Source organism: Thermococcus fumicolans (assembly GCF_055386755.1).
This window is the reverse complement of record NZ_AP042424.1, coordinates 78,236-100,406: the sequence shown is the minus strand read 5'-3', so window position 1 is coordinate 100,406 and position 22,171 is coordinate 78,236. Positions and strand designations below refer to the sequence as shown.

Sequence of the window (22,171 nt, the reverse complement as noted above, 5' to 3'; positions counted from 1 at the left end):
TTCATCCCCTGTCATGTGTTTCACTTGCGGGTTTATCTACCTTACTCTCCTTGGCCCTAACAAGTGCCCATATGAGCTCGTTCCTTGGGGCCTCCAGGCCGACAGACTTGGCGTACTCGGCTATCTTCCCGTTTATGTAGTCGATCTCGGTTTTTCTTCCGCGCATTATGTCCTGGAGGGTGGAGTTGTAGTTCTCCCGCGTCCTCTCAATTGTGTCCCACAAGAGCTCCAGGGGGTGCACCTCGAACTCCACCCCGAGCTGCTGGGCTGTGAGGCAGCCCTCGCGCGCTATGTCGATGGATATGGCCTCGATGTAGGGGTTGTCCTTCAGGAAGCCGTTCTTGACCTCAAGAACTGTCCCCAGGCCGTTTATAACGGAGTTGACTATCGCCTTGGCCCACTTCCAGCCGAGGGCGTTCTCGGTTACGGTGGTTTCAAGCCCCGCTTCCCTGAAAACCTCCGCGACCTCTTCCACGAACTCATGTTTTCCCGTCGGGTACCTCCCGATGACGGTTATGCCCCTCCCTGTCCACCTAACCTTCCCCCACTCTGTGAGCATGGCACCGTTCGTCGTTATCCCGCCGATTACCTTGTCCGTGACCTTGAGTGCAAGATCTTCGTTCCCCAGGCCGTTCTGGAGGCTGAGGATCCAAGTGTCCTCGCCTATGCAGTGCCTGGCGCACTCGAGGGCAGTTTTTGTCGAGTACGACTTCACGGTAAGGAGGAGCAAATCGGGCGGTTCCTCGGGGGCGTAGAGCTCAGCCTTAGGATGGACGGTGAACTCCTCGACCCCCGTTATCTCCAGCCCCCTCTCCCTAACGGCCTTTACGTGCTCCTCCCTCCCTATGAGCGTCACGTCGTGGCCCGCCCTGGTGAGAAGGGCGCCGAAGAGTGAACCTATTGAGCCGGCACCTAGGACGTAGACCTTCACGCTATCACCTCAGCAGCTTCCTAAGGTGGTGGATGGAGTACACCATGAGAGTGACCGAAGCCCCGAGGAATAAGGTCGGGTCCATATCGCTCAAATAAGCCAGGGGGATTACCGTAAGAACAGCGGAACCCGCCAAAATCCCGGCGCTTGAAACACCCCTGTTGCCGGAGAGCATGGCCAGGACAGCCAGTATCCCAGCCGCCTTAAGTTCGTTGTTGGGGCCAACCAGGGACACGTACGCGACTGTTCCGGCGGCGACCGTGTTAGCTACCCTCTCCCACAGCTTCACGGGCTGTTTTTCAACCTTGATAGGCATCACGAGGATCGCTATGCCGATCCCGACCAGCGCTAGGTAGTTTCTGGTTAGGAACCATTCAATGAGGGAACCGCTGAAGAGGGCCGATGCCCCGTAGGGAAAGGTTTTCCTCCTGAGTGCCGCCAGCGTGAGCAAGCCGTAGGGAATGAGGTAGGACAACTTGTCCTGTGGTACCTCCGCGGTTAGGTAGGCCATAACCAGTACCCCCAGTGTGAAGGGCATCAGCTCGGGCCTCTTTCTCATCCTTCCACCAGAAACCATTTAACCCCGCTTCCTTTAATCCTTTCGTATGGATCTAGCGGTGGTTTTGGTGGAACCAGAAGGCCCTGCAAACATCGGGATGATCGCGAGGACGATGAAGAACTTCGGTTTCTCCCGGTTAGTCCTCGTAAACCCGAACATCACGGGGGAGAGCTACAGCTACGCCGTCCACGCCAGGGACGTTTTGGAGAACGCTCTCGTGCTGGAGAAATTCGAGGATGCACTCGGGCTCTTCGACCTGGCTGTTGGAACCACCGGAAAGCCGGGAAAAAGCTACATCCCCAACAGGGCACCGCTGATGCCCTGGGAGCTGAGGGAAACGCTCGAGGGCTATCAAGGAAGGGTCGGCCTCTTCTTCGGGCGGGAGAGCATCGGCCTGAAGAACGAAGAGCTCGCCAAGATGGACTTCACTGTGACAATACCGACGAGCGACTCCTATCCCGTCATGAACCTCGCTCAAGCGGTTGCGGTCATTCTGTACGAACTGGCCAAGAAACGCCCAGAACCAACGGTGGAATCTCCAAAGCCTGCCACTAGGGAGGAGAAGGAACAGCTCGTGAAGACTTGGGCGGGACTCCTCGAGGTTCTGGGCTACCCGAAGGACGCGGAGAGGAGGGAGGTTTTCACTAAAATCTTCAGGCGCTTCGTTGGCAGGGCCGTCCTCTACGGAAGGGAGGTTCACACGCTGATGGGTCCGCTGAGGAGGGCGAAGTTAAAGCTGGAGGAATGCGGAGATGCTGAGCGCTGAGGTCTTTGAGATAGCCGGTAGAAAAGTGTGGATAGCTGTTTTCTGGTGGGAGAAGATCCAGGGGATAACGTTCGCGCTCGATAGGGAGCAGTTCGGAAGGAACGTTGAAAGGCTCTCGGGATTTCTGGTGAAGAGGGGCGTTGACGTCGATCTAAGCCGAGAGAGCTCGGATTATCCAGCCCTCGTCAGGGACGTTATCATTGGAAGGGTGGACAACGCCGACGTTTTGGACGAGCTGTCCTTCGAGGGCGTTACACCCTTCGAGGGGCGTGTTTACGAATGGCTCACGAAAAACGTTAAAAGAGGTAACATTATAACCTACGGTAGCCTTGCGCGGGCCCTCGGCACCTCTCCAAGGGCCATCGGGGGAGCGATGAAGAGAAACCCCTACCCGATAGTGGTTCCCTGTCACAGGGTGGTAGCTAAAGGCGGGATCGGCTACTACACCCCGAGGCTGGACGAAAAGGTCTTCCTGCTGAAAATAGAGGGGGTGGAAGGATGGACAAGCTCAAAGCGTACCTCATAGGTTTTCTGATAGCGGTAATAGCCATAGCGGCAGGTATAGTCTGGTACGGCGGCTGGAAGCTTTTGCTTCAGGTTATCCTCGTCCTCGGGTTCCTCGGCGTCACGCTGATGCTGGGCTTCTTCACGGCCCTGACGCTCTACGCGGAGAGCTGGAAGTACGGGGTCATACTGGCGGTCTTCACGGCCATAAGCGGCTACGGCCTCTACCTGAGCATAGTCTGGCGCGCCCTTAACGTCGTGGCAGGGATAATAGTCTTCTTCATCGCGGTGGTTGCCTTCGGAATCTGGTACATCAGCGAGCCAGACTTGGGCCTCGTTGACCGCTTCAAGAGCGCCGAGAGCCTCGAGAGGGCCGGTAAGTACAAACAGGCCGCCAGAAAGTACGAAAAGAAGGGGGACTACCTGAAGGCCGCCGAGATGTACGAGAAGCTCGGCTGGATGGAGAGCGCGGCATGGGCCTACGAGAAGGCCGAGAAGTACGAGAAAGCCGCTGAAATCTACGAGCAACTGTACGAGAAGGAGAAGGACACCTACTACCTAAAGGAGGCCCACGAGTACTGGAAGAAGGCCGGGAACATGGAGAGAGCAGCGAAAGCCCTTGAGAAGTACGCCGAGGAGGAGCCCTGGTTCTGGGAGGACGTTGCCAAGCTCTATGAGGAACTCGGAAACGAGGAAAAAGCTAGGGAAGCATGGGAGAAGGCCCTTGAGTACTACAAAAAGGAGGCCGAGGAGGAAGGCGTCTTCTGGGAGGACGTTGGGAACATAGCGAGAAAGCTCGGCATGGAGGAGCTCGCAAGGGAGGCCTACCAGAAGTTCCTCGAGTACTGCCTGAAGGAGGCTGAGGAAGATCCGATGTGGTGGAAGCATGTGGCAGAGGCATACGAGTACCTCGGCGAGAAGGAGAAGGCGGAAGAGGCGAGGAAGAAGTACGAGGAGTACAGGCAGAGGATCATGAAGGCCAACGAAGAAACCTCAAAGTTCCCGGAGGACAAGGGTCAGGGCTGAAACTCCCTGTTTTCGTTTATCTTCCTCACCCTCAACCTCTGTGGGCTTTTCTCTTCGGTTATCCAAAGGTGGTAGACGGCTGACGTGAACCCCTCCTCCGGGGACTTGACTATGTAGACCTTCTCCCTTATGCTCTCCTCCAGCTGGACCGATGCGACGATGACGTAGTCGCTTATCCCGGAAACCCACCCTATGAACTTTTTGGAGACTACGTCCCTGTTTATCGGGAGTATCAGTATGGAGTTCGGCATGTCCTTCGAGCGTTCCGCCACGGTCTGGTTCAGGAGTTTCAGCGTTTCCACCTCCCCAAACATGAGCGCTGCACCGTCCAGGGTGTGTATGAGCCTTACTGTTCTTCTCTCGCTGGCCAGGGGCTTTATCCTGTTCAGGTAGATCATGTTGATCTTGGGGTTTATAGTTTCAGGTGAAACGTTGTCTATGTAGAACACGTTTTTCCCCTCGTACCTCGCGCTGTACTTTGACCCGAAGATGTCTATAACGACGAGGTTGTCTCTCTCGAGTTCCTCCTCGATTTCAAGTCCGACCTGCTTGGCAGCCCTGAAAAGGCTCGGCAAAGGGAGGTTGTAGCTTGACAGAACCCCAAAGCTTCCGTTTGAGATCTCCTTTTTCAGGATGGCGAAGCTCATCATCCACGCTGAGGAGTAGCCATCGTGGATTATGCTGACTATGGATCCCTCGGGGAACGGCTCTTTGAATATCTCATCCCCGGATTTCCCCATGCTCACCCCCCATGGCGTAATATATACCTTCCCCAATTAAACCATTCGGTTAGTTTAAACTCAAGTGGGTCCAAACGTAACCCTTCAAAGCTCACCCATCAGGATCTTTTCGGTTTCTTCTTCCACTATCCGGTCCATCTCCTCGGCGGTTAGGTTCTCGCCCTTGAAGATGCCCCAGTACTTATCTATCTTCTTCCTCACTGGAACGAGAACAATCTCTCCGTTTCTCTCTTCGATGTAGAATTCCCTGGAGCGGAGCTTCCTTCTGATACTGGCGGGAAGGTAGAGCCTGCCATTATCATCGAGTCTTACAACTTCCACTGTCATGGTAGATAAGGATTTTTGAAAATAAATAGTTTTTGGAAAACTCCCTCAGTACGCATCGTCTTGGTTCTTGAGCTCCTCGACCCTTCTTCAGCTCTTTTTCCTTTTTCTCGGCGTAGCTCTCCAGGTAAGTGAAAAGGGCCAGCTGAGCAACATCAGCAATCCCACCCCGAGAGCGCCCAGCGCTATCTGGCGATCGGTCGGAATGGCTTGGGGAAAGCGCATTATGATCACCGTTGGGGGCTCTAACGTTGGGAACAAGTCTTTGTTCTCCCAACCTTTTTAAATCTCCGCTCGAATTCTCCCAAGGTGGTAAGGATGATGGGAATGAACCCGAGGCAGATGAGGAAGCTCATGCGCCAGATGGGCATCAAGATGGAGGAGCTCGAGGGGGTCAAGGAGGTAGTAATCAGGATGGAGAACAAGGAGATAATCCTGAGGGATCCTGCGATCACCGTGATAACCGCCCAGAGCGAGAAGAGCTACCAGATAGTTCCAGGCAGTGAGGAGGTTAGGCCCATAATCACGGTTTCCGATGAGGACGTAAGGCTCGTTATGGAGCAGACTGGAGTGGACTACGAGACCGCGAAAAAGGCCCTCATGGATGCCGAAGGTGATCTTGCTGAAGCAATCCTAAAGCTGACGGAAGAATGAGAAAGTGTCAGGAGCTTTCTCCGGATTTCAGTTTTATGAGGTCGTCTATGAGGTCTATGAGCGACGCTATTATGTTGTCGTACTTCCCGCCCTCGTCCCCGTATATTCCCTTCAGCACCTCCTTCAGGTGGACGAGCGTTTCGTAGTCGAGGTCCATGAGGCTCCGGGCCTCTCTGGCTAGGAACCTCAGCGTTATGCCCCTCGATTCCTTCCTCTCGAGCAGGCCCCTCAGAATCTCCATGATGGCCCTGTTGAAGTCGGGGGTTGGCATTTGCCTTTGGAGTGCTTGTATAAGCTCCAGTGCCCCCTCTATGTCCTCTTTCCTGTTGGATTTCAGGAGGACATCGAGCAGCGAGGTGAAGAACTGGGCCGTTCCTGGATAGATAGAGTATATATCGGCCATCGTCTCGGCCGCCGTCTGCCTCGCCCACGGGTTGCGGCTTTTGAGGAACTCCCCGAGAACGGGAAGTATGCTGTACGCGTCCGAGGGTGTTATGCTGTTTGTGAGCCTCGAGACGACCCAGAGCGCGTCCATCCTCCTGGTCGGGTCCTCCGAGCTGAGCATGTCTATTATCATTGACATGACTATCGGGTCCACCTTGGCTAGCTCTGCAACCAAATCTGTTTTTCCGGCATCTAGAAGTCTTTCGACGTCGTCCGGTCCATACTCGCTTATCTCAAGTTTTTTACGGACTCCAGCTTCCGTGAGCTCCTCCTCTTCCATGCCGGATATCTTTTCGAGCTTCTCAAGTATGAGGCCGGCCTTCGATGCAACCCTAACGTTGTTCTTAACCTCCTTGACTTTCTTGAGGGCCTTCATCCTGTTCCTTTGGGTGAGCATGTCGGCCCTTGCCAGCATCCTGTCTATCGCCAGGAGCGCCCTCTCCTGGATGTAAGGATCCACGTGGTCAACGAGATCCGTCATCTTGTCGAATATCTCGTTGAACACCTTCTTGTCCTCCGTCCGGTAGGCCATCTCGGTCAGGGCCGTTATCGCTGCGCTCTGAACCTGCCTGTCCTCGGAGGAGCGGATGAGTGAGAATAGCCACCCTATGAGCTTTTTAGCTATCCTCAGAACTTTCGCTCCCGTCTTTCCAAGGCCCTCCGACGCGTATTCGCTGAGTATAGGCATACCGCGCTTTATTATCTCCATCAGAGCGTCGGTTACCTTCTCGTACTCCTCCTCGCTTATGCCCCCGACGTCAAGCAGGAGGTTGAGAACCTCGAGGGCCTTCAGGGCCACCCTCTCGCTCTTGTCGTTAGTCAGCTCTATCACGTCGTCGAGGATCATCGAGACCTTCCCAGGATCGAGGGAGTTGGACTTTATGAGCTCCTTGATGACCTGGAGGGCGTTGACCCTGACCATGGGGTTCTTGTCGTGGAGTAGTTCCCTCACAATCTGGAACGCTTTGTCATAAGTCGCCGCCAGGTTTGTGACCTCCTTGATATGCCATCCAAGAAGATCCTCCCGAATGCCGGCTTTGTTGACGATTATCTCCTCTCTGCCCATGGCTATCCCTTATTACAACATACGTCCTTCTCCGATTTAAGTTTTGGGTTGTTAGGTCATACTATGCCCCTCAGGGTCTCCCCCTTAAACACCGGCCCGTCCCTGCACACGAGGTACTTACCGAGGTTGCAGCTCCCGCAGACGCCGATGCCGCACTTCATGTACCTCTCCATGGACACCTGAACGTTCCTGTAGTTCGTGACCTCCAGAACCTTCCTGAGCATCGGCTCTGGGCCGCAGGCGTACACCTGATCCGCCTCGCCCGCGACCTTCCCAAGCCCCTCAGTGGGGTAGCCCTTCCTCCCGGCGGAGCCGTCGTCGGTGAAAACGATCACCTCGTCAACGTAGTCTTCGATGTCCATGAGTGCAAGTTCGTCCGCCGTTTTTGCTCCGTAGAGCAGTATCGTCTCTTTGAACTTCCCTCTCCCCGCCTTTGCCAGGGCGTAGATTGGGGGGATCCCTATGCCTCCGGCAACCAGAACAGCCCTCCCCCGAACTATTTCAAACCCCCGCCCGTAGGGCCCCCTGATCCACAGGGGATCTCCCTCTCCCAGTTCGAACAGCCTTGAGGTAAAGGGGCCCACCCTCTTGACGACTAACAGATCCCTATCCGCAAGGCTGAAGGGCTTCTCCCCGACCCCGGGCAGCCATGCCATGACGAACTGACCCGGTTCGAAGTCAAATTCTCTCTCCAGCCTGAACGCCTTTACGTCCCTGGCGACGTCGAAGGTTTCTCTGATGAAGACCCTCTCAAGTGCCGACATTTATCCTAACCCCCTCCGGCTTTCCAACGATCTCGTCCTCCTCCATGACGACCCTTCCCCTGATGATCGTTGCAACGACCTTTCCCCTGAGCTTTCTGCCCTCCCAGGGGCTCCATTTGGCCTTCGTGTAGAACTCCTCAGGTTTTACCTCCCACTCCCTCTTTGGATCCACCACTGTGAAGTCCGCATCCGCCCCAACCCTGAACCCCTTTCCCCTTATTCCGAATATCCTGATCGGGTTGTCGTGCATCTTCTTCACGATGTCTTTCATGGTTAAGAGCCCCCTGTTCACGGCGTCTAAGAGCAGAGCCACCTCTGTCTCCAGGCCGGGAATTCCAGCTGCTCCCGCTTCTTTTTCCCCCAGCGTGTGGGGCGCGTGGTCGCTGGCTATTATCGGAACCCTGTCCAGGTTCTCCCACAGGGCCTTTCTGTGCTTTTCGTCCCTTAGTGGGGGGTAGACTTTGAGTAGCCTGTTCCCCTCGTAGTCTTTTCTTGTCAGGAACAGGTGGTGAGGGGTGACCTCGAAGCTGACCCAAGAGAGGTTCAGATCGGTAATCTCCTCGACGGCCTCCTTTGTGGAGACGTGGCATATGTTGAGGGGCTTCTTGAGTTCTGACGCCATCTTTAAGGCCTTCCTCACGGCCCTAATTTCGGCTTCCACTGGCCTCTCGGGGTTCTCCCTTATTACCTCCGGATCCTCCGCGTGGACGCTGACGGGCCCGGGCGCGCATGAGTAGTCCCTTTCGAAGTCCTCCGAGTATACACCCCCGGTCGATGCACCCATGAAGATCTTGTAGAAGTCTGCCCTAACTTTTGGGGCCTCACTGCAGTTGCCGGCGATCAGAAAGCCGAGCGCGTAGTCAGCGTACGCCCTCCCGCTGAACAGTTCCATCCTCCTCTCGAAGGTTTTGGAGTCCATCACCGGGGGCTTCGTGTTGGGCATGTCGAATACCGTGGTTATGCCCCCGTGCACAGCCGCTTTGGTTCCGCTCTCCACGGTTTCCTTGGTTCTCTCGTTGAAGTCCCTTAGGTGGACGTGGACGTCTACGAGTCCCGGGAGGATCATTAGTCTCTTGTCCAGCTTTAGGATCTCTTCTCCTTTCAAAATGCTGGTGGATATGGCCCTGATTTTTCCGCTGTCGATTCCGACGCTTCCCTCAAACGTTTTCTCCCCTGTAAAAAATCTCCCGGCTATCACAAGCTCGTGCATATGAGCCCGCATTGCGCTTGGATCCCTTTGTTAAAAAAGCTTTTGGGTTCTCGACTAAGATCTTCCTTCTTTTCGTTGATTGACGCCATCTGAGTTTATCCCGTTGGGTGATAGCCTCCTGAGTATCGTAATACTTAAAAGGGATCAGATGTATAAACTAATGCTGCCATAGCCTATAGAAGGCAGACGTGCCAAAACTGAAAGGAGGCAGTGAAATATGAGCAGGAAAGTTTTCAGTTTGTTTATAATAGGTCTGATGGTGTTTAGTGTTTTCTTTGTCCAGCCAGCGGCTGCAGAGGATGACAATGCGTACATTAATGCGGCGCTTCAGGCCTTTGAGACCAAGTACTACAAGACCGCCGAGGATCTCGACGGGATCCTCGACATGACCCTTGACGACTCAGCGTACCTCACCGCGTACTTCACCGCTGAATTCAACAACAAGACCTTTACCGTTACCAACCCGGACCAGTTCTGGGACCTCGCCAAGATCAACATGGGTCTCGGTATCTTTGAGAGCCCGCGTGTCTTCCTCGTTGAGACCTGGACCTTCTTCCCGGCCAACAAGCAGCGCGTCCAGGACATCCTCGCCGACCCGAACGTCGGTCTGGCCACCCGCTGGAGCCCGATGACTGCCAAGACCCCTGACGGGAAGCTCAAGATTGCCCAGTTCGCCTCGACCGGTGCCATGTTCATGAGCCCCTTCAACCCGGTCGGTGGCCTTACCGACGTTTACAGCGTTAGGGTCTCTACCCTTATAACGGACATGGGTGGAGCCACAAACTTCGACGGTATCTACTCCCCGTACAGGTGCACCTGGGAGATTGACAAGACTCCTGGTACCGTACCTGACGACGCCGTCATCTACAACCAGACCAAGGGCTGGTACGTTGCCCACGCCGGTGAGGAGTACAAGGCCAAGGTCACCTACCACTGCGACATCGGCGAGTGGCACAACGGCGTCAAGGGCGACATCAACGACATAAAGAACTATATTGCCTTCTACTACACCTGGGCTTATGAGGACTATCCAGGCGACCCGTACTACGACTCAGGGCTCTCCTCAACCGCCGCCTACTTCAGGAACATCCTCGGCTTTGAGTGGAATGAGGACGGCTTCACCGTCTACGGTAAGTACGTCCACCCGCTCGCCGACGACCAGATAGCTGCTTACTACATGTTCTACCCGAGCGTCCCGTGGGAGCTCTACTGGGCCATGGGCGAGCTCGTTGCCAGGAGCAAGGACTACGGTATTGACAAGACCTACTCCTTCAGCAGTGCCGGTGAGGGAATACTCTGGCTCGACATGATAACCAAGGAGCACGCCGCCGACATAGTCAAGGTCATCCAGGACATCATGAACGGCAACGCCAAGGGCACCTTCCCGGGAATCGACTGGAACTCCGCCAAGGACAGGTTCCAGGCCGACATAAACTTCTTCAACCAGTACAACCACCTCTTCATAAGCAACGGCCCGTACATGCTCGTTGAGTACAACCCGAACGCCCTCTACCTCAAGCTCAAGAAGTTCACCGGCGAGAGGAACGTCCTCGGCAAGGACAGCGGCCTTCCGATCGACGGTGTTCCCGACGAGATCGAGTACGTCGGTGTCCAGGGTCAGGACACCGCTATACTCTCAGTGGCCAAGGGCGACTACGACATCCTCTCCTACGCCTTCCCGGCCGGAAAGTTCCAGGGCCTCGGTGAGGACGTCCTCAACAACCTCAAGCTCTTCAAGAGCGCAAGCTCCTACAACGAGCTCACCATAAACGACTGGCACGACCCGGACAAGGACGCCCCGATAGTTACCGTTGGCGACAAGGTCTACTTCAACCCGTTCGCCATCAGGGAGGTCAGGTACGCCATGAACTGGCTCATCAGCAGGGACTACATCGTCCAGAACATCTACCAGGGTAGCGGTGCCCCGATGCTCGGCTGCATCAGGCCCAGCCACCCGGCCAACAAGTACTTCGAGCCGGTCTACAATGCCCTTGGACTGACCACCAGCGGAGACGAGGACTACGCCCTCTACCTCATCGAGCAGGGTATGGAGAAGGCCAAGGAGCAGGTCGCCAAGTACGGTCACACCCTCGAGAAGAGGAGCGACGGCTACTGGTACTTCGACGGCAAACCGGTTACCGTCAAGTTCCTCATCCGTATCGAGGACGAGAGGAAGGAGATTGGTCTCTACATAGCCAGGCTCCTCGAGACTAAGGCGGGCTTCAAGGTTGAGAAGTACCTCTGGGACAGGAAGAAAGCTGGTAGCGTTGTCTTCGCCGAGGACCCGGCCAACTACAAGTGGAACCTCTACACCGGTGGATGGGGCACCAGCGGTCTCCCGAGCCAGTGGGTTGACGGCTACATGGCATTCTTCTACACCAACTGGTATGGATACACCCCGAACGGCCAGGGTCCGGAGCACGGCCACAAGAACACCGTGACCGTTAGGGAGTTCCTCAAGTTCGTTGGTGAGCTCGTCGGTCCGGCCACAACCGAGACCACTACCACCACTTCACCGGGCGAGACCACGACCACTTCCCCAGGCGAGACTACCACCACCTCACCTGGCGAGACTACCACTTCACCGGGCAAGACCACCACCAGCCAGCCCACGACCACTTCACCGGGCAAGACCACCACCAGCTCTCCGAGCAAGACCACTACCACCAGCGAGAAGGGCGGCGGAGGAATCTGCGGTCCGGCTGCCCTTGTCGGGCTGGCCATAGTGCCGCTCCTCCTCAGGAGGAGGAAGTGATTTCCTTCCTTTCTTTTCCGTTTCTACCTGCACTTCTGGAGTTCCTGATGAACGTTTCTGATCACGATGTTCACTTGTGTTCAGTAAGGTATTTAAAGCCAGTTTTACAAAGCTGAAAAAGATTGCCCAGAGACTCCAATAAATTGGAGGTGACCCAAATGGGATATGCCAAGTACCTCGTGTTCAGGATCCTCAACGCGATTTTGGTTCTGGTGATCGCGACCCTCATTATGTCCGCCCTCTTCGTTAAGGTCGCTAGGGAGGACAACAAGTCCAAACTGTTCGAGGAGTTGAGAGCGTGGGATCAAACGGAAGGTAAAAAGATCAAGCAGTCCCTCGGTGAGGAGGAGTACCAGAGGCAGAGGGCCATTCAGGAGATGAACCTGAAGAAGAAGTACAACCTGGATAAGTCCTTCTGGGGACAGGTTTTGGAGAAGACTAAACTGTCCCTGATGTGGAACTTCGGACAGAGCACGATGACCATAGGTGGAACTAACGACGTTCGCAAAATCATCTTCATGTACATTCCAAGGAGTATAGTGCTTTTCACGACCGCCACGATAATCACGATGATCATAGGTATCTTCCTTGGAGTCAGGGCCGCCAACATGCCGGGAACCCTCTTCGACAGGACTCTCTCGATATTTGCACTCCTCACGTACAGCCTCCCGACATGGTGGACCGGGATGATGTTCATCCTGATATTCGCCTACAAGCTCGGCTGGTTCCCGCTCCAGTCCCAGTTCCTGCCAACCGACACGATCCTCGACAAGATCCACAAGCTAGCGCTTCCGGTTATGACGTTCGTCTTCGTCGCCTTCGGTGGATGGGCATGGACCACCAGGAACATCATGATAGGAACCCTCCAAGAGGACTTCATCATGGCTGCCAGGGCCAAGGGTCTCCCTGAGAGGAAGGTCATATACGGCCACGCCCTCCGCGCAGCCGCTCCGCCCATAGTTACGATGGTCATATTCTCCCTCCTGGGATCCCTCGGTGGTGCCATCATCAGCGAGCAGGTCTTCAGTTACCCCGGAATGGGAATGCTCTACTGGATGGCCCTCAACCAGGGTGAGACCAACATCGTCATAGGCCTGACGTACTTCTCGGTGGTCCTGTACCTCAGCGGTGTAGTGCTTGCGGACATGATCTACGGATTCCTCGACCCGCGTGTCAAGGTCGGTGCCTCAGCCAACATGTGAGGTGGTAGGGAATGAGATGGGTTGACCTGAAAGAGAGCCTCTCCGAGTTCGCTCACGAGTTCAAACGTGAAAAAACTGGAATGCTGGGCCTGATATTGCTCATACTGCTGATAGTGGTCGCTGCCGCTGCGCCAATCATAACCGAGCCAGACTTCCCCGACAAGTGGAGGGACCCGCAGTACTGGGAGAACTACCCCCAGACAGTTCCTCCGACGTGGTACAACATGTTCACCAGCAAGGATCTCGTTCCCCAGCAGGTGTACACTATAAACTCGTCCAACGTTGACGTAAATAAGGAGGGGAGGACTACAACTATCACCATATCGTACGATCTTCCCGAGGGTTACTACTACGGCCCCAAGGGAATAATCCTGCAGGGATTTGAAGTCGTTGGGCCCAAGAATTACCCGATTAAGCCTAAGATCAGCATTACCCTTGAAAGGCCGGACGGTAAGGTTGTCCCACTCGTTCAGAGGAGGTCCTTAAACTCCGGAACGTCCATAGCCATCGGTAGGGACGGTGAGATAAAGAAGGCCACCTACATCTGGCTTTACAAAGAGGTCACCGGAAAGACCATCACCCCGGATCAGGTTCCGACTGAGGTCGTCCTGATCAGGGATATGGTCAAGCCACTCTTCGCGTCCGTTGATCCAAGTGCATATCCCAACGTCGAAGACAGCACGGCTCTCGTTGACGAGATAATATCCAACCCCAAGACCCTCCACGGAACGTACACCCTCAAGGTGACAATAACCGAGTCTCCACGGTTTAAGGTGAACATTGACAACCTCAGAATAACGTTCTTGGGTCGTGTTTACGGGAACATGGGTACCGACAGCCAGGGCAGGGATCTCTGGGCGGCCATCATCTGGGGTAGCAGGGTCTCCCTCGTCATAGGTATCACGGTCTCCATACTCAGTACCATCGTGGGTATCGTCTACGGCGTTACGAGCGCCTACCTCGGTGGCAACGCCGATGAGGTGCTCATGCGTATCAACGAGCTCTTCAGCTCGATACCCTCACTCCCGATACTCATCCTCATAGGCGCCACCATGGGGCACATACAGCTGAGCATGATAGTCCTATTGCTCGTCATCTTCGGATGGATGGGTGTGGCCAGGATCTCGCGCAGTATGGCCCTCCAGATCAAGGAGCAGACGTACGTAGAGGCTGCCAGAGCACTCGGTGCAGGAACTGGAAGGATCATATTCAAGCACATGCTCCCGCAACTCCTCCCGTACGCCTTCGCGGTCATAGCCCTCGGTGTTCCAGTGGCTGTTATCAGCGAGGCGTCCCTTAGCTTCCTCGGTCTCGGTGATCCTACGGCAGTTACGTGGGGACAGATACTCCACGACGCCCAGCTTCAGTCGGCTGCCATCAAAGGGTACTGGTGGTGGGTTCTCCCGCCCGGGCTTGGAATCGCGGTTGTCGGCCTGACTTTCGTCCTGATAGGTACGGCCCTCGATAGGATACTCAACCCGAGGCTCAGGAGGCTGTGAGGTGGTTTGAATGGCGAGAAACGTCCTTGAAGTTAGGAACCTCAAGATGTACTACTTTACCAGCAAGGGTGTCGTCAGGGCCGTCGACGACATAACCTTCGACCTGAAGAAGGGTGAAGTGCTGGGACTTGCCGGAGAGAGCGGTTGCGGCAAGTCCTCCCTCGGCTTTACCCTTTTGGGCATGCCGACCCCACCAGGAAAGATCGTCGATGGCAGCATCAAGATCGACGGCAGGGAGATAGTCGGCCTTCCAGAGGACGTGCTCAGGAAGGAGATACGCTGGCAGAAGATATCGATGATATTCCAGGGTGCCATGAACGCCCTGAACCCCGTTTACACCGTTGGTTACCAGATGATCGAGCCCCTACTGCTTCACAGGGGCATGAGCAAGGAGGAGGCCATAGACAGGGCCCAGAAGTACCTTGAGCTCGTTGGTCTCGACCCTGAGATAGTCTACCGCTACCCGCATGAGCTTTCCGGTGGTATGAAGCAGCGTGTCGTTATTGCAAGCGCCCTCCTCCTCGAGCCCGATGTTGTCATCGCCGACGAGCCGACTACTGCCCTGGACGTCGTCGTCCAGGCCCAGATCATCAACCTGCTCAAGAAGCTCAAGAAGGATCTCGGCCTCTCGATGATATTCATCACCCACGACCTCAGCATCCTCGCGGAGATAAGCGACCGCGTTGCCATTATGTACGCAGGTAAAATCGTCGAGATCGGGGACAGCGAGAAGATCTACTACGAGCCCGCCCACCCGTACACCCAGAAGCTTCTGGCTTCAATCCCGAGGCTCCACGAGGACGTTGAAAGGCTCGAGTTCATCCCCGGTCAGCCGCCTAACCTCATCCACCCGCCCAGCGGTTGCCGCTTCCACCCGAGGTGCCCGTACGCTATGGACGTCTGCAGGGAGCAGGTACCCGAACTGAAGGAGATTGATAAGGATCACTACGCCGCATGCTGGCTGCTGTGAGGTGTGAGAAATGGCCGAGCCGGTACTCAAAGTTGAGAACCTTAAGAAGTACTTCCCGATTAAGAGGACGTTCATGGACACCATCAAGGGCGCCCCCCAGAGGTACGTTAAGGCCGTAGATGGCATAAGCTTCGAGATAGAGAAGCAGCAGGTCTTCGCCCTCGTCGGTGAGAGTGGCTGTGGTAAGTCCACGACCGGAAAGCTCATCGTCAAGCTCCTCGAGCCAACGGACGGTAAGATCTACCTCGAGGGCAAGGACGTCACCGACATAAGGTCAAAGGAAGAGGTTCTGGCTTACAGAAGGAAGGTTCAGATAATCTTCCAGGATCCCTTCAGTTCAATGAACCCGCGCTTCAGGATATTCGACATCCTCGAGGAGCCGCTCCTCATCCACGGCATAGGTGAGACCAGGGCGGAGCGCGAGGAGCTCATCTACAAGGCCCTCGAGATGGTCAAGATAACCCCGCCAGAGGACTACGTCGGCAGGTTCCCGCACATGCTCTCCGGCGGCCAGAGGCAGCGTGTGGCCATCGCTAGGGCACTCATACTGAACCCGACCTTCATCGTCGCAGACGAGCCGGTCTCGATGCTCGACGTCTCGATCCGCGCTGAGGTCCTCGAGCTCATGAAGGAGCTCAAGGAGAAGATGGGCGTCACCTACCTCTACATCACTCACGACATGTCCACCGCGAGGTACTTCGCCGACTGGATGGCCGTCATGTACCTCGGAAGGATCGTCGAGATGGGTCCGGCGAAGCGCGTCATCGACAACCCGCTCCACCCGTACACCAGGGCGCTCTTGGCTGCGGTTCCTGAGCCCAAGCCAGAGCGCAGGAACGTGATCAAGGAGCTGCCTATCAAGGGTGAGGTCCCCAGTGCCGCCAACATACCGCCGGGATGCCGCTTCCACCCGAGGTGCATATACGCCCAGAAGGGCCTCTGCGACGTCGAACACCCCAAGCTGATAGAGTACGAGCACAACCACTTCGCCGAGTGCCACCTCGTCGGCAAGTTCTGACCCCTTCTCAAAATTTTATTTTGGTGGTGGAGATGGTTCTTGAACCGCTCAGGCTGGCTTTTAGGTATTCTCTGATAAAGGCGGGCTTCCTCCTCCTCGTCCTCGCTCTCGTGCTCTCCCTGGCGAGTATGTACGGCGTTGAGAAGAACTACCGCGAGAGCGGCAATTTGACGGCTGGAATCCACGTTCTGGGTGACGATCGTTTCGAGAACTCCTACTACACATACAACAGGACTCTGCTCCTCAGCTCACCAAACGCGAGCGTCGTCGTTAACAACGTTACCTACTCCGTTGATGGTTCCCTCCGCCTCAATCCCTCCTCCCGTCCCCGCGTTGAAGTGCTCTCCGGAAACGTGAGCTACGAGTACCGCTCCACGGCGACCGATTACCCCCTCGCCTACCTCTCCCTGCTGGCCTTCCTCTTCTTCATAGTGGGCCTTGTCCTGGCACTCCAGGGCTACATAAGAATGATCGGGGACATAAGGGCGTCCAGAAAGAGGTGAGCGCATGAAGAGGGGCTACGTTTTCGTCTTCCTCGCCGCGAGCATGTGGGGCACCCTCGGTATCTTCGCTAGGTACCTAGACGGGTTTGGACTTGATACTTTCACGATGGTCTTCTACCGCGTCCTCTTTGCCCTCCTCCTTCTCGCACCCTACCTGCGGCTTACGGGGATCGGTTTCTCCATAAAACCGAGCAGGCTTAAGTTCTACGCCATCTACGGCTTCTTCAGCATCTTCCTCTTCTACTCGCTGTACTTCTACACCGTGACCATATCTTCGGTCTCTTTTGCCGTTCTGCTCCTCTATACTGCCCCCGTTTACTCGATAGTTCTTGGCCGGCTTGTGTTCGGTGAAAGCCTCACTCCCGAGAAGCTCGTCGCTCTGGCGATGGTCATGGGTGGGGTCTACCTGGTCAACGGTTCCAGCGATGGTTTTTCAATGAAGGCCCTAGTATTCGGCCTCCTTACCGGTCTCACCTACGCCCTCTACGGGATCCTTGCCAAATTCGCCGTTAGGGAGGAGGAGCCTGAGAAAGCCCTCTTTTACACCCTCCTCTTTGGCCTTCTCTTCCTGCTTCCCTTCACGGACTTCAGAGTTCCCCCCGCGGCGTTGCCGTATCTCTTCGCCCTGGCGCTCTTCCCGACCTTTCTGGGCTATATCCTCTACAACCACGCCCTGAGGGGGGTTGAGGTCAGCAGGGCCAGCATAATAGCGACCGTTGAGCCGGTCGTTGCGATAACCCTCGCGTTCCTGCTCTTTGGTGAAAAGCTGACCTGGGAACAGCTGGCTGGGGCCGTGCTGATAATCGGGGGATCCGCCGTGGTTCACGCCAGGGAAGAAGAGAAATCCGGCGTGGAGAAAGCCAACTAGACGTGGAAGTATCTCTCCAGCTCCCATTCAGTCACTTTCTTCGTTCCCTCCGGGAGTTTGCGGGACTCAAGGAATTTCAAGTAGTCCTCCCACTCCTTCTCTTTGTACTTGATGAAGTTGTCGTACGCCCCGCCTAGGGCTCCCCTGATCACTCTGTCCTTCCTCAGCTCCTCAAGGGCCTCCCCGAGGCTTGAGGGGAGTGTGTCTATTCCGAGCTCCGTACGTTTCCTCTCGTCCATCTCGTAGACGTTCGTCTCGACGTAGGCATCGGGCTCTCTCTTCCTTCTTATTCCGTCGAGTCCCGCCATGAGTATTGCTGCAAAGGCTAGGTACGGGTTGGCGCTTGGGTCGGGACAGCGGTACTCTATCCTCGCCCCGTTGCCCCAGAAGGCTGGGACCCTTATGAGGGCGCTTCTGTTTCTGTATCCCCAGCTGATGTAGACGGGCGCCTCGTAGCCGGGGACGAGGCGCTTGTAGCTGTTAACCGTTGGGTTGGTCACCGCGGCAAGTGCTTTGGCGTGCCTCAGTATTCCGCCTATGAAGTGGAGCGCCGTTTCGCTCAGGCCGTCCTCGCCGATGAACGCGTTCTCACCTTCCTTCCACAGGCTTATGTGGAGGTGCATGCCGTTGCCCGGGAAGCCGTAGATGGGCTTGGGCATGAACGTGGCGTGCAGGCCGTTCATCTCCGAGACGGCCTTGACGACGTATTTGAAGCTTACTACGTTGTCCGCCGTCCTCATCGCCTCGTCGTACCGGAAGTCTATCTCGTGCTGGCTCTTCCCAACCTCGTGGTGGAGCACCTCCGGAACCAGTCCAAAGGACGGCATGTACAGCGCTATCTCCCTCCTGACGGCCCTTGCCCTGTCTAGCGTAACCAGGTCGAAGTAGCCCCCTCCGTCGGGTATTTCAAGTTTCCACGTTCCGTTCTTTTTGAAAAGGTAGAACTCCGGCTCTGGCCCTATGTAAGCCTTGAAGCCCTCCTCCTCGAGCTTTTTCAGGGCCTCTCTTAGAACTCCTCTAGGGTCGGCTTTGTAGGGCTTTCCGTCCTTGTATATGTGCCCGTACACCCTCCCTATCCCCTCCCAGGGCACCTCTGCGTAGGTTCCTGGATCCGCTTTGAAAACCAGGTCGCTGTCCTCGATGCCCTGAAAGCCAGGTATGGATGACCCATCGAAGGCTATGCCATCGTTTACGGCCTCCTCGTACCTCTCCATGGGGATCTCCATGCCCTTTGAGACCCCGTTGATGTCGACGAAAACCAGCTGGAGGAACCTCGGCATCCTCCCCTCCCCGGCCACTATCTGGCTGCCCGTTTTAACTTCGTTCATTTTTCCATCACCTTTCTGAATGAATGTACATTTTCAAACGGCATTTTTGAAAGATATCTCCTATTTAATGCTTTTGCTTGGATTTTTGTCAGAGTGTCAACGATGTTTCCCGGGCTTCATCGATTGACTTAAATATGCCAAAAATTCTTGAATAGTCCTCATAAATTGACAAAAATCAGTTAACCAACGTTTTTCTGCCGTACTGAGAGGTAGGAACATGCCGAGTGCGGAGGACATACTCAAGAGGGAGATCTTCAGGGTAAACCTCCACCTACCCAGGGAGAGGCTCAGTCTCGCCGATCTGATGAAGATGGAAGAGCCTAGCGTTGTTCTCCGGGACGGGAGCAGGCACCACTTCAGGAGGTCGGAGCTCCAGTACATTGCGTCCCTCTTGGACGAGGGGGAGGAGGGGGGACTAAAGCTGCCCATAGTGCTTGAGATAAGCACCGTTGACAGGGGTTACTTCAGGGTCCGTGGGAGGCTCGCCGTAAAGGTCATGGACAAGATTTTTGAGCAGTTCGATCCCCTGAACGAGAGGGAGGAAGGACGGTACCCCCGCTACCTCCTCCCCAAGGTCAGGCGGCTCCTGCCAACGACCACAACGTACGCATTTATATCGGAGTGATGGGGGATGGACGAGAAGACCAGAATCCTTCGGGACTACTACATGTTCACGATTCCCCACGTCTCGGTGTTCGTGGGGGCGGTCCTTGGGGTGCTCTTCGTACTTAGGATCAAAACCCTCTTGGCCCTGGGAATTTTCTCCGTGCTGTACGGAGTGATGCTGGTTATAATCCACGCCATCGTTTACCCCCAGTTTCGTTCTAATTGGATCTACCGTCTGGGCCTCCTTGGTTCATTTTTGCTGGCCGTTATTGGCTTGTTCTTGATTTACAGTGCTCTCTGACCCTTTTCCATCCGTAAGGGGCTTCTCGAAATATTTTTAAGTTTTGGGACCCTTAATACCATGATTCAGAACGATCCGGTGGTGTCGCGTATGAAGAAGGCTGTAATTTTGATCTCACTGCTCATCATCTCTCTTTTCCCTGTCTCAAGCGTCTCTTCTGCTCCCCAGACCCACGAGCTCAAGACCGAGGACGTGATCATAGTCCTTCCTGGGGAGAACGTTTCCGGCACAATAAGCGCACTGAACCCAACCAACGTTAGCTTCACCGCCGTGGTTTACACGGGGTACTCGGTTGAAGGCCTTCCCCCGGGTTCGATAAACTTCTCGCCTGGCTACGGCATCTTCAAGGACTGGAAGGCTGGGGAGGTTCAGAAAGTGCCCTTCAACGTTTCCGTCTCCCCTGATGTTGCCCCCGGCGTTTACCCCCTTCTCCTCAAGTTCAGGGGGATGGCCGAGGAGGGCTCCATCCACACCCTCATTCTCGAGGTTCCGCTCAGGGTCACCACGAACCCCGTCGTTCTTAAATCCGTTGACCTTCGCGTGCTTGAGAGGCCCGATTTCAAGGGGGTAAACCCCTTCAACGGTGAAACCCTCCTGATCCTGGTCCACCTAAAAAACGTTGGGGTTCATCCTGTGGGTGCTCGGGTGTCCCTGGAGGTCGGTGGAGTGGGGACAAACGGTACTCTCTACGAGAACTCCAGCAACGTCATCGTTCCACCTGAGGGAGCGGAGGTAGAGTTTAGGGTTCCGATTGGATGGGACTGGGATCCGAGTAAGTACAACCTCAGCCTGAGCGTGAGCACCCTTCAAGGCTCTGAGGGCTTCTGGAGGGTGATAGAGGTCTCGACAGGGATCGGTTATCTGAACGTCTCCCTGAGTCACGAGTCCGTTATGCTTGGGGACGACCTCAAAGGCTACGTGATGGTTCTCTCCGAGAGAAGGATAGCCCTCAACCTCTCTGTCTCCGCCGTAAAAGACGGGAGCGTCGTCTGGGGGTACAGCGCGCCCATCTCCCTAACGCCCGGCACGAAGGTTCTTGAGCTCGACCTTCCGACCAACGTCTCGGGAAGGATCACGCTTACGGTGGGGCTCTCCTATGGTGGGAGGATCATCGCTAATTCCTCCGTCCAGTACAGGGTCCTCGATTACCCGAGTTTCGGGGCTATATCGGTTCATCCCGACGGAGACGAACTGAGGGTAAACCTCTCACTCGTCAACCCAAACCCCGTCCCGCTTGGGGCTAGGCTCTACTACAACCTGAGCGCTGGGGGAACCCTCCTGTATTCGGACTCGGAGTCCCTACTGCTTGAGCCGGGGGAATCCAGGAAGGGCCTTGAGTTCAAAGTTCCAAGGAACGTCAGCGTGGATTACACCTTCGTCCTCCTGGAGGATGGTAGGAAGTTTGACGAGGGTTCCGGCTCGGTCTTCGTGCCCCCGGTCTCTCCTACACGTTCGACCACTCCTCCTTCGAACGTCAGCTCCACGAGCAATCGGGGTGGGGGTGGGAGGAACGACTCCTTGATCCTCGCGGTGGGTCTGGCCCTCCTCGTTATTGTGGTTCTGGCTGGCCTATTCCTCGGCTCTCGCGGTGAGGAGGGATACGTGAGCCCGTGGGAGAGGGCGAGGAAGCCCAGGACAAGGCCGAAGCCCAAACGCCGCTCTCCACTGGGTAGGTTCAAGAGGCCGAAGCTTCCGAAGTTCATAGAAAACCGCGAGCTTCCACGGAGGTTTAAGCATAAGAAGGCCTCAAAGCCCCGTAAGAAGCGCTGAGGATACAAACCTTTTTATCCCTCTTTTTTAACTTCTCATTGGCGAGGGGGTCGGGGGCTCTCGGGGCACTCCCGAGGAAGTTCCGCCCACCGCACCGGGGCCGCGGTGCCGCAAGGCACCTCCCGAGAGGGAGGGCAACGGCGCAGAAACGACACGGCCCCTGGGAGATGTGGATGACGCGCGCGAAGGGCCCGGCGACGGGCACCGAGCTAACCCGCAGACAATCCCGGGGGATGCGGTGAAACGGCCGTCCCGCGGGGTGCAAGGCCGAGGATGGGGCGATGAGTTCCCGGTGCGAGCCCCGTGGTAGGCCGCTCAGTCGAATGCCCCCTTGATACAGAAGGCGGGCTACGGCCCCCTCGC

General features: G+C 55.8%; 22 protein-coding genes and 1 other RNA gene. 15 read left to right on the top strand and 8 right to left on the bottom strand.

The features are described 5' to 3' along the window. Position 1: 1 nt before the first annotated feature. Together ACZ5AM_RS00500 and ACZ5AM_RS00495 are read right to left on the bottom strand one after the other, a co-directional pair. On the bottom strand, positions 2–931 hold the full coding sequence (locus ACZ5AM_RS00500) for a 2-dehydropantoate 2-reductase (protein WP_464915058.1): 930 nt from the start codon (positions 929–931) through the stop codon (positions 2–4). Positions 932–935: 4 nt separating this feature from the next. Next, positions 936–1,490: a hypothetical protein gene (locus ACZ5AM_RS00495; RefSeq protein WP_464915057.1), complete on the bottom strand. Its 555-nt coding sequence runs from the start codon at positions 1,488–1,490 to the stop codon at positions 936–938. 67 nt (positions 1,491–1,557) lie between these two features. Here ACZ5AM_RS00495 and ACZ5AM_RS00490 point away from each other — a divergent pair, with 67 nt between their 5' ends. Genes ACZ5AM_RS00490 through ACZ5AM_RS00480 form a run of 3 tightly spaced genes read left to right on the top strand, consistent with a single transcriptional unit; the run spans position 1,558 to position 3,786 of the window. Beyond that, positions 1,558–2,256 (top strand): RNA methyltransferase, encoded by a 699-nt coding sequence (locus ACZ5AM_RS00490; protein ID WP_464915056.1) that lies wholly within the window; start codon positions 1,558–1,560, stop codon positions 2,254–2,256. Beyond that, complete coding sequence (gene otg / locus ACZ5AM_RS00485) at positions 2,243–2,782, top strand: methylated-DNA--protein-cysteine methyltransferase (protein WP_464915055.1); 540 nt, start codon at positions 2,243–2,245, stop codon at positions 2,780–2,782. Before ACZ5AM_RS00490 ends, otg begins: the two co-directional genes overlap by 14 nt. Then, positions 2,755–3,786, top strand: a complete 1,032-nt coding sequence (locus ACZ5AM_RS00480; RefSeq protein WP_464915054.1) for a tetratricopeptide repeat protein — start codon at positions 2,755–2,757, stop codon at positions 3,784–3,786. Before otg ends, ACZ5AM_RS00480 begins: the two co-directional genes overlap by 28 nt. On the opposite strand, the gene ACZ5AM_RS00475 is transcribed toward ACZ5AM_RS00480, so the two are convergent. After that, positions 3,777–4,526, bottom strand: coding sequence for a hypothetical protein (locus ACZ5AM_RS00475; RefSeq protein ID WP_464915053.1), 750 nt, complete (start codon positions 4,524–4,526; stop codon positions 3,777–3,779). The two genes, ACZ5AM_RS00480 and ACZ5AM_RS00475, sit on opposite strands and share 10 nt — an antisense overlap. Positions 4,527–4,610: 84 nt before the next feature. Then, positions 4,611–4,853: an AbrB/MazE/SpoVT family DNA-binding domain-containing protein gene (locus tag ACZ5AM_RS00470; RefSeq protein ID WP_464915052.1), complete on the bottom strand. Its 243-nt coding sequence runs from the start codon at positions 4,851–4,853 to the stop codon at positions 4,611–4,613. A 315-nt stretch (positions 4,854–5,168) separates the two neighbouring features. Between ACZ5AM_RS00470 and ACZ5AM_RS00465 the strand changes: the two genes are divergently transcribed. Beyond that, a complete protein-coding gene (locus ACZ5AM_RS00465; protein ID WP_464915829.1) occupies positions 5,169–5,504 on the top strand; it encodes a nascent polypeptide-associated complex protein in 336 nt (111 codons plus the stop codon). 7 nt (positions 5,505–5,511) lie between these two features. On the opposite strand, the gene ACZ5AM_RS00460 is transcribed toward ACZ5AM_RS00465, so the two are convergent. From ACZ5AM_RS00460 to ACZ5AM_RS00450, 3 genes are read right to left on the bottom strand one after another with little or no spacing between them, the layout of a single operon-like run. Beyond that, entirely contained in the window at positions 5,512–7,014 is a 1,503-nt protein-coding gene (locus ACZ5AM_RS00460; RefSeq protein WP_464915051.1) for a HEAT repeat domain-containing protein, read from the bottom strand. A 56-nt stretch (positions 7,015–7,070) separates the two neighbouring features. Continuing rightward, complete coding sequence (locus ACZ5AM_RS00455; protein WP_464915050.1) at positions 7,071–7,778, bottom strand: dihydroorotate dehydrogenase electron transfer subunit; 708 nt, start codon at positions 7,776–7,778, stop codon at positions 7,071–7,073. Further along, complete coding sequence (locus ACZ5AM_RS00450) at positions 7,765–8,988, bottom strand: dihydroorotase (protein WP_464915828.1); 1,224 nt, start codon at positions 8,986–8,988, stop codon at positions 7,765–7,767. The genes ACZ5AM_RS00455 and ACZ5AM_RS00450 overlap by 14 nt, the downstream gene beginning before the upstream one ends. A gap of 256 nt (positions 8,989–9,244) precedes the next feature. Between ACZ5AM_RS00450 and ACZ5AM_RS00445 the strand changes: the two genes are divergently transcribed. The 7 genes from ACZ5AM_RS00445 to ACZ5AM_RS00415 all read left to right on the top strand — a co-directional run bounded on the left by ACZ5AM_RS00445 (position 9,245) and on the right by ACZ5AM_RS00415 (position 17,803). Then, positions 9,245–11,743, top strand: coding sequence for an ABC transporter substrate-binding protein (locus ACZ5AM_RS00445; protein WP_464915049.1), 2,499 nt, complete (start codon positions 9,245–9,247; stop codon positions 11,741–11,743). 158 nt (positions 11,744–11,901) lie between these two features. Beyond that, positions 11,902–12,945, top strand: a complete 1,044-nt coding sequence (locus ACZ5AM_RS00440; RefSeq protein WP_464915048.1) for an ABC transporter permease — start codon at positions 11,902–11,904, stop codon at positions 12,943–12,945. 11 nt (positions 12,946–12,956) lie between these two features. Beyond that, positions 12,957–14,444, top strand: coding sequence for an ABC transporter permease subunit (locus ACZ5AM_RS00435; RefSeq protein ID WP_464915047.1), 1,488 nt, complete (start codon positions 12,957–12,959; stop codon positions 14,442–14,444). 10 nt (positions 14,445–14,454) lie between these two features. Then, the gene (locus ACZ5AM_RS00430; RefSeq protein WP_464915046.1) at positions 14,455–15,414 is read left to right on the top strand and encodes an ABC transporter ATP-binding protein; all 960 of its coding nucleotides are present in this window, start codon (positions 14,455–14,457) and stop codon (positions 15,412–15,414) included. A gap of 10 nt (positions 15,415–15,424) precedes the next feature. Continuing rightward, positions 15,425–16,432 carry an ABC transporter ATP-binding protein gene (locus tag ACZ5AM_RS00425; protein WP_464915045.1) on the top strand — a complete coding sequence of 336 codons (1,008 nt, stop codon included), beginning with the start codon at positions 15,425–15,427 and terminating at the stop codon, positions 16,430–16,432. Positions 16,433–16,464: 32 nt separating this feature from the next. After that, entirely contained in the window at positions 16,465–16,935 is a 471-nt protein-coding gene (locus ACZ5AM_RS00420; RefSeq protein ID WP_464915827.1) for a hypothetical protein, read from the top strand. 4 nt (positions 16,936–16,939) lie between these two features. After that, positions 16,940–17,803, top strand: coding sequence for an EamA family transporter (locus tag ACZ5AM_RS00415; RefSeq protein WP_464915044.1), 864 nt, complete (start codon positions 16,940–16,942; stop codon positions 17,801–17,803). Here ACZ5AM_RS00415 and glnA read toward each other — a convergent pair. After that, positions 17,800–19,131, bottom strand: coding sequence for a type I glutamate--ammonia ligase (gene glnA / locus ACZ5AM_RS00410; protein ID WP_464915043.1), 1,332 nt, complete (start codon positions 19,129–19,131; stop codon positions 17,800–17,802). The two genes, ACZ5AM_RS00415 and glnA, sit on opposite strands and share 4 nt — an antisense overlap. A gap of 217 nt (positions 19,132–19,348) precedes the next feature. Here glnA and ACZ5AM_RS00405 point away from each other — a divergent pair, with 217 nt between their 5' ends. The 4 genes from ACZ5AM_RS00405 to rnpB all read left to right on the top strand — a co-directional run bounded on the left by ACZ5AM_RS00405 (position 19,349) and on the right by rnpB (position 22,171). After that, entirely contained in the window at positions 19,349–19,756 is a 408-nt protein-coding gene (locus ACZ5AM_RS00405) for a DUF61 family protein (RefSeq protein WP_464915042.1), read from the top strand. Positions 19,757–19,762: 6 nt separating this feature from the next. Then, complete coding sequence (locus ACZ5AM_RS00400) at positions 19,763–20,038, top strand: hypothetical protein (RefSeq protein WP_464915041.1); 276 nt, start codon at positions 19,763–19,765, stop codon at positions 20,036–20,038. 90 nt (positions 20,039–20,128) lie between these two features. Continuing rightward, positions 20,129–21,808: a COG1470 family protein gene (locus tag ACZ5AM_RS00395; RefSeq protein ID WP_464915040.1), complete on the top strand. Its 1,680-nt coding sequence runs from the start codon at positions 20,129–20,131 to the stop codon at positions 21,806–21,808. A gap of 41 nt (positions 21,809–21,849) precedes the next feature. Beyond that, an RNA gene (gene rnpB, locus ACZ5AM_RS00390) (RNase P RNA component) lies at positions 21,850–22,171 on the top strand.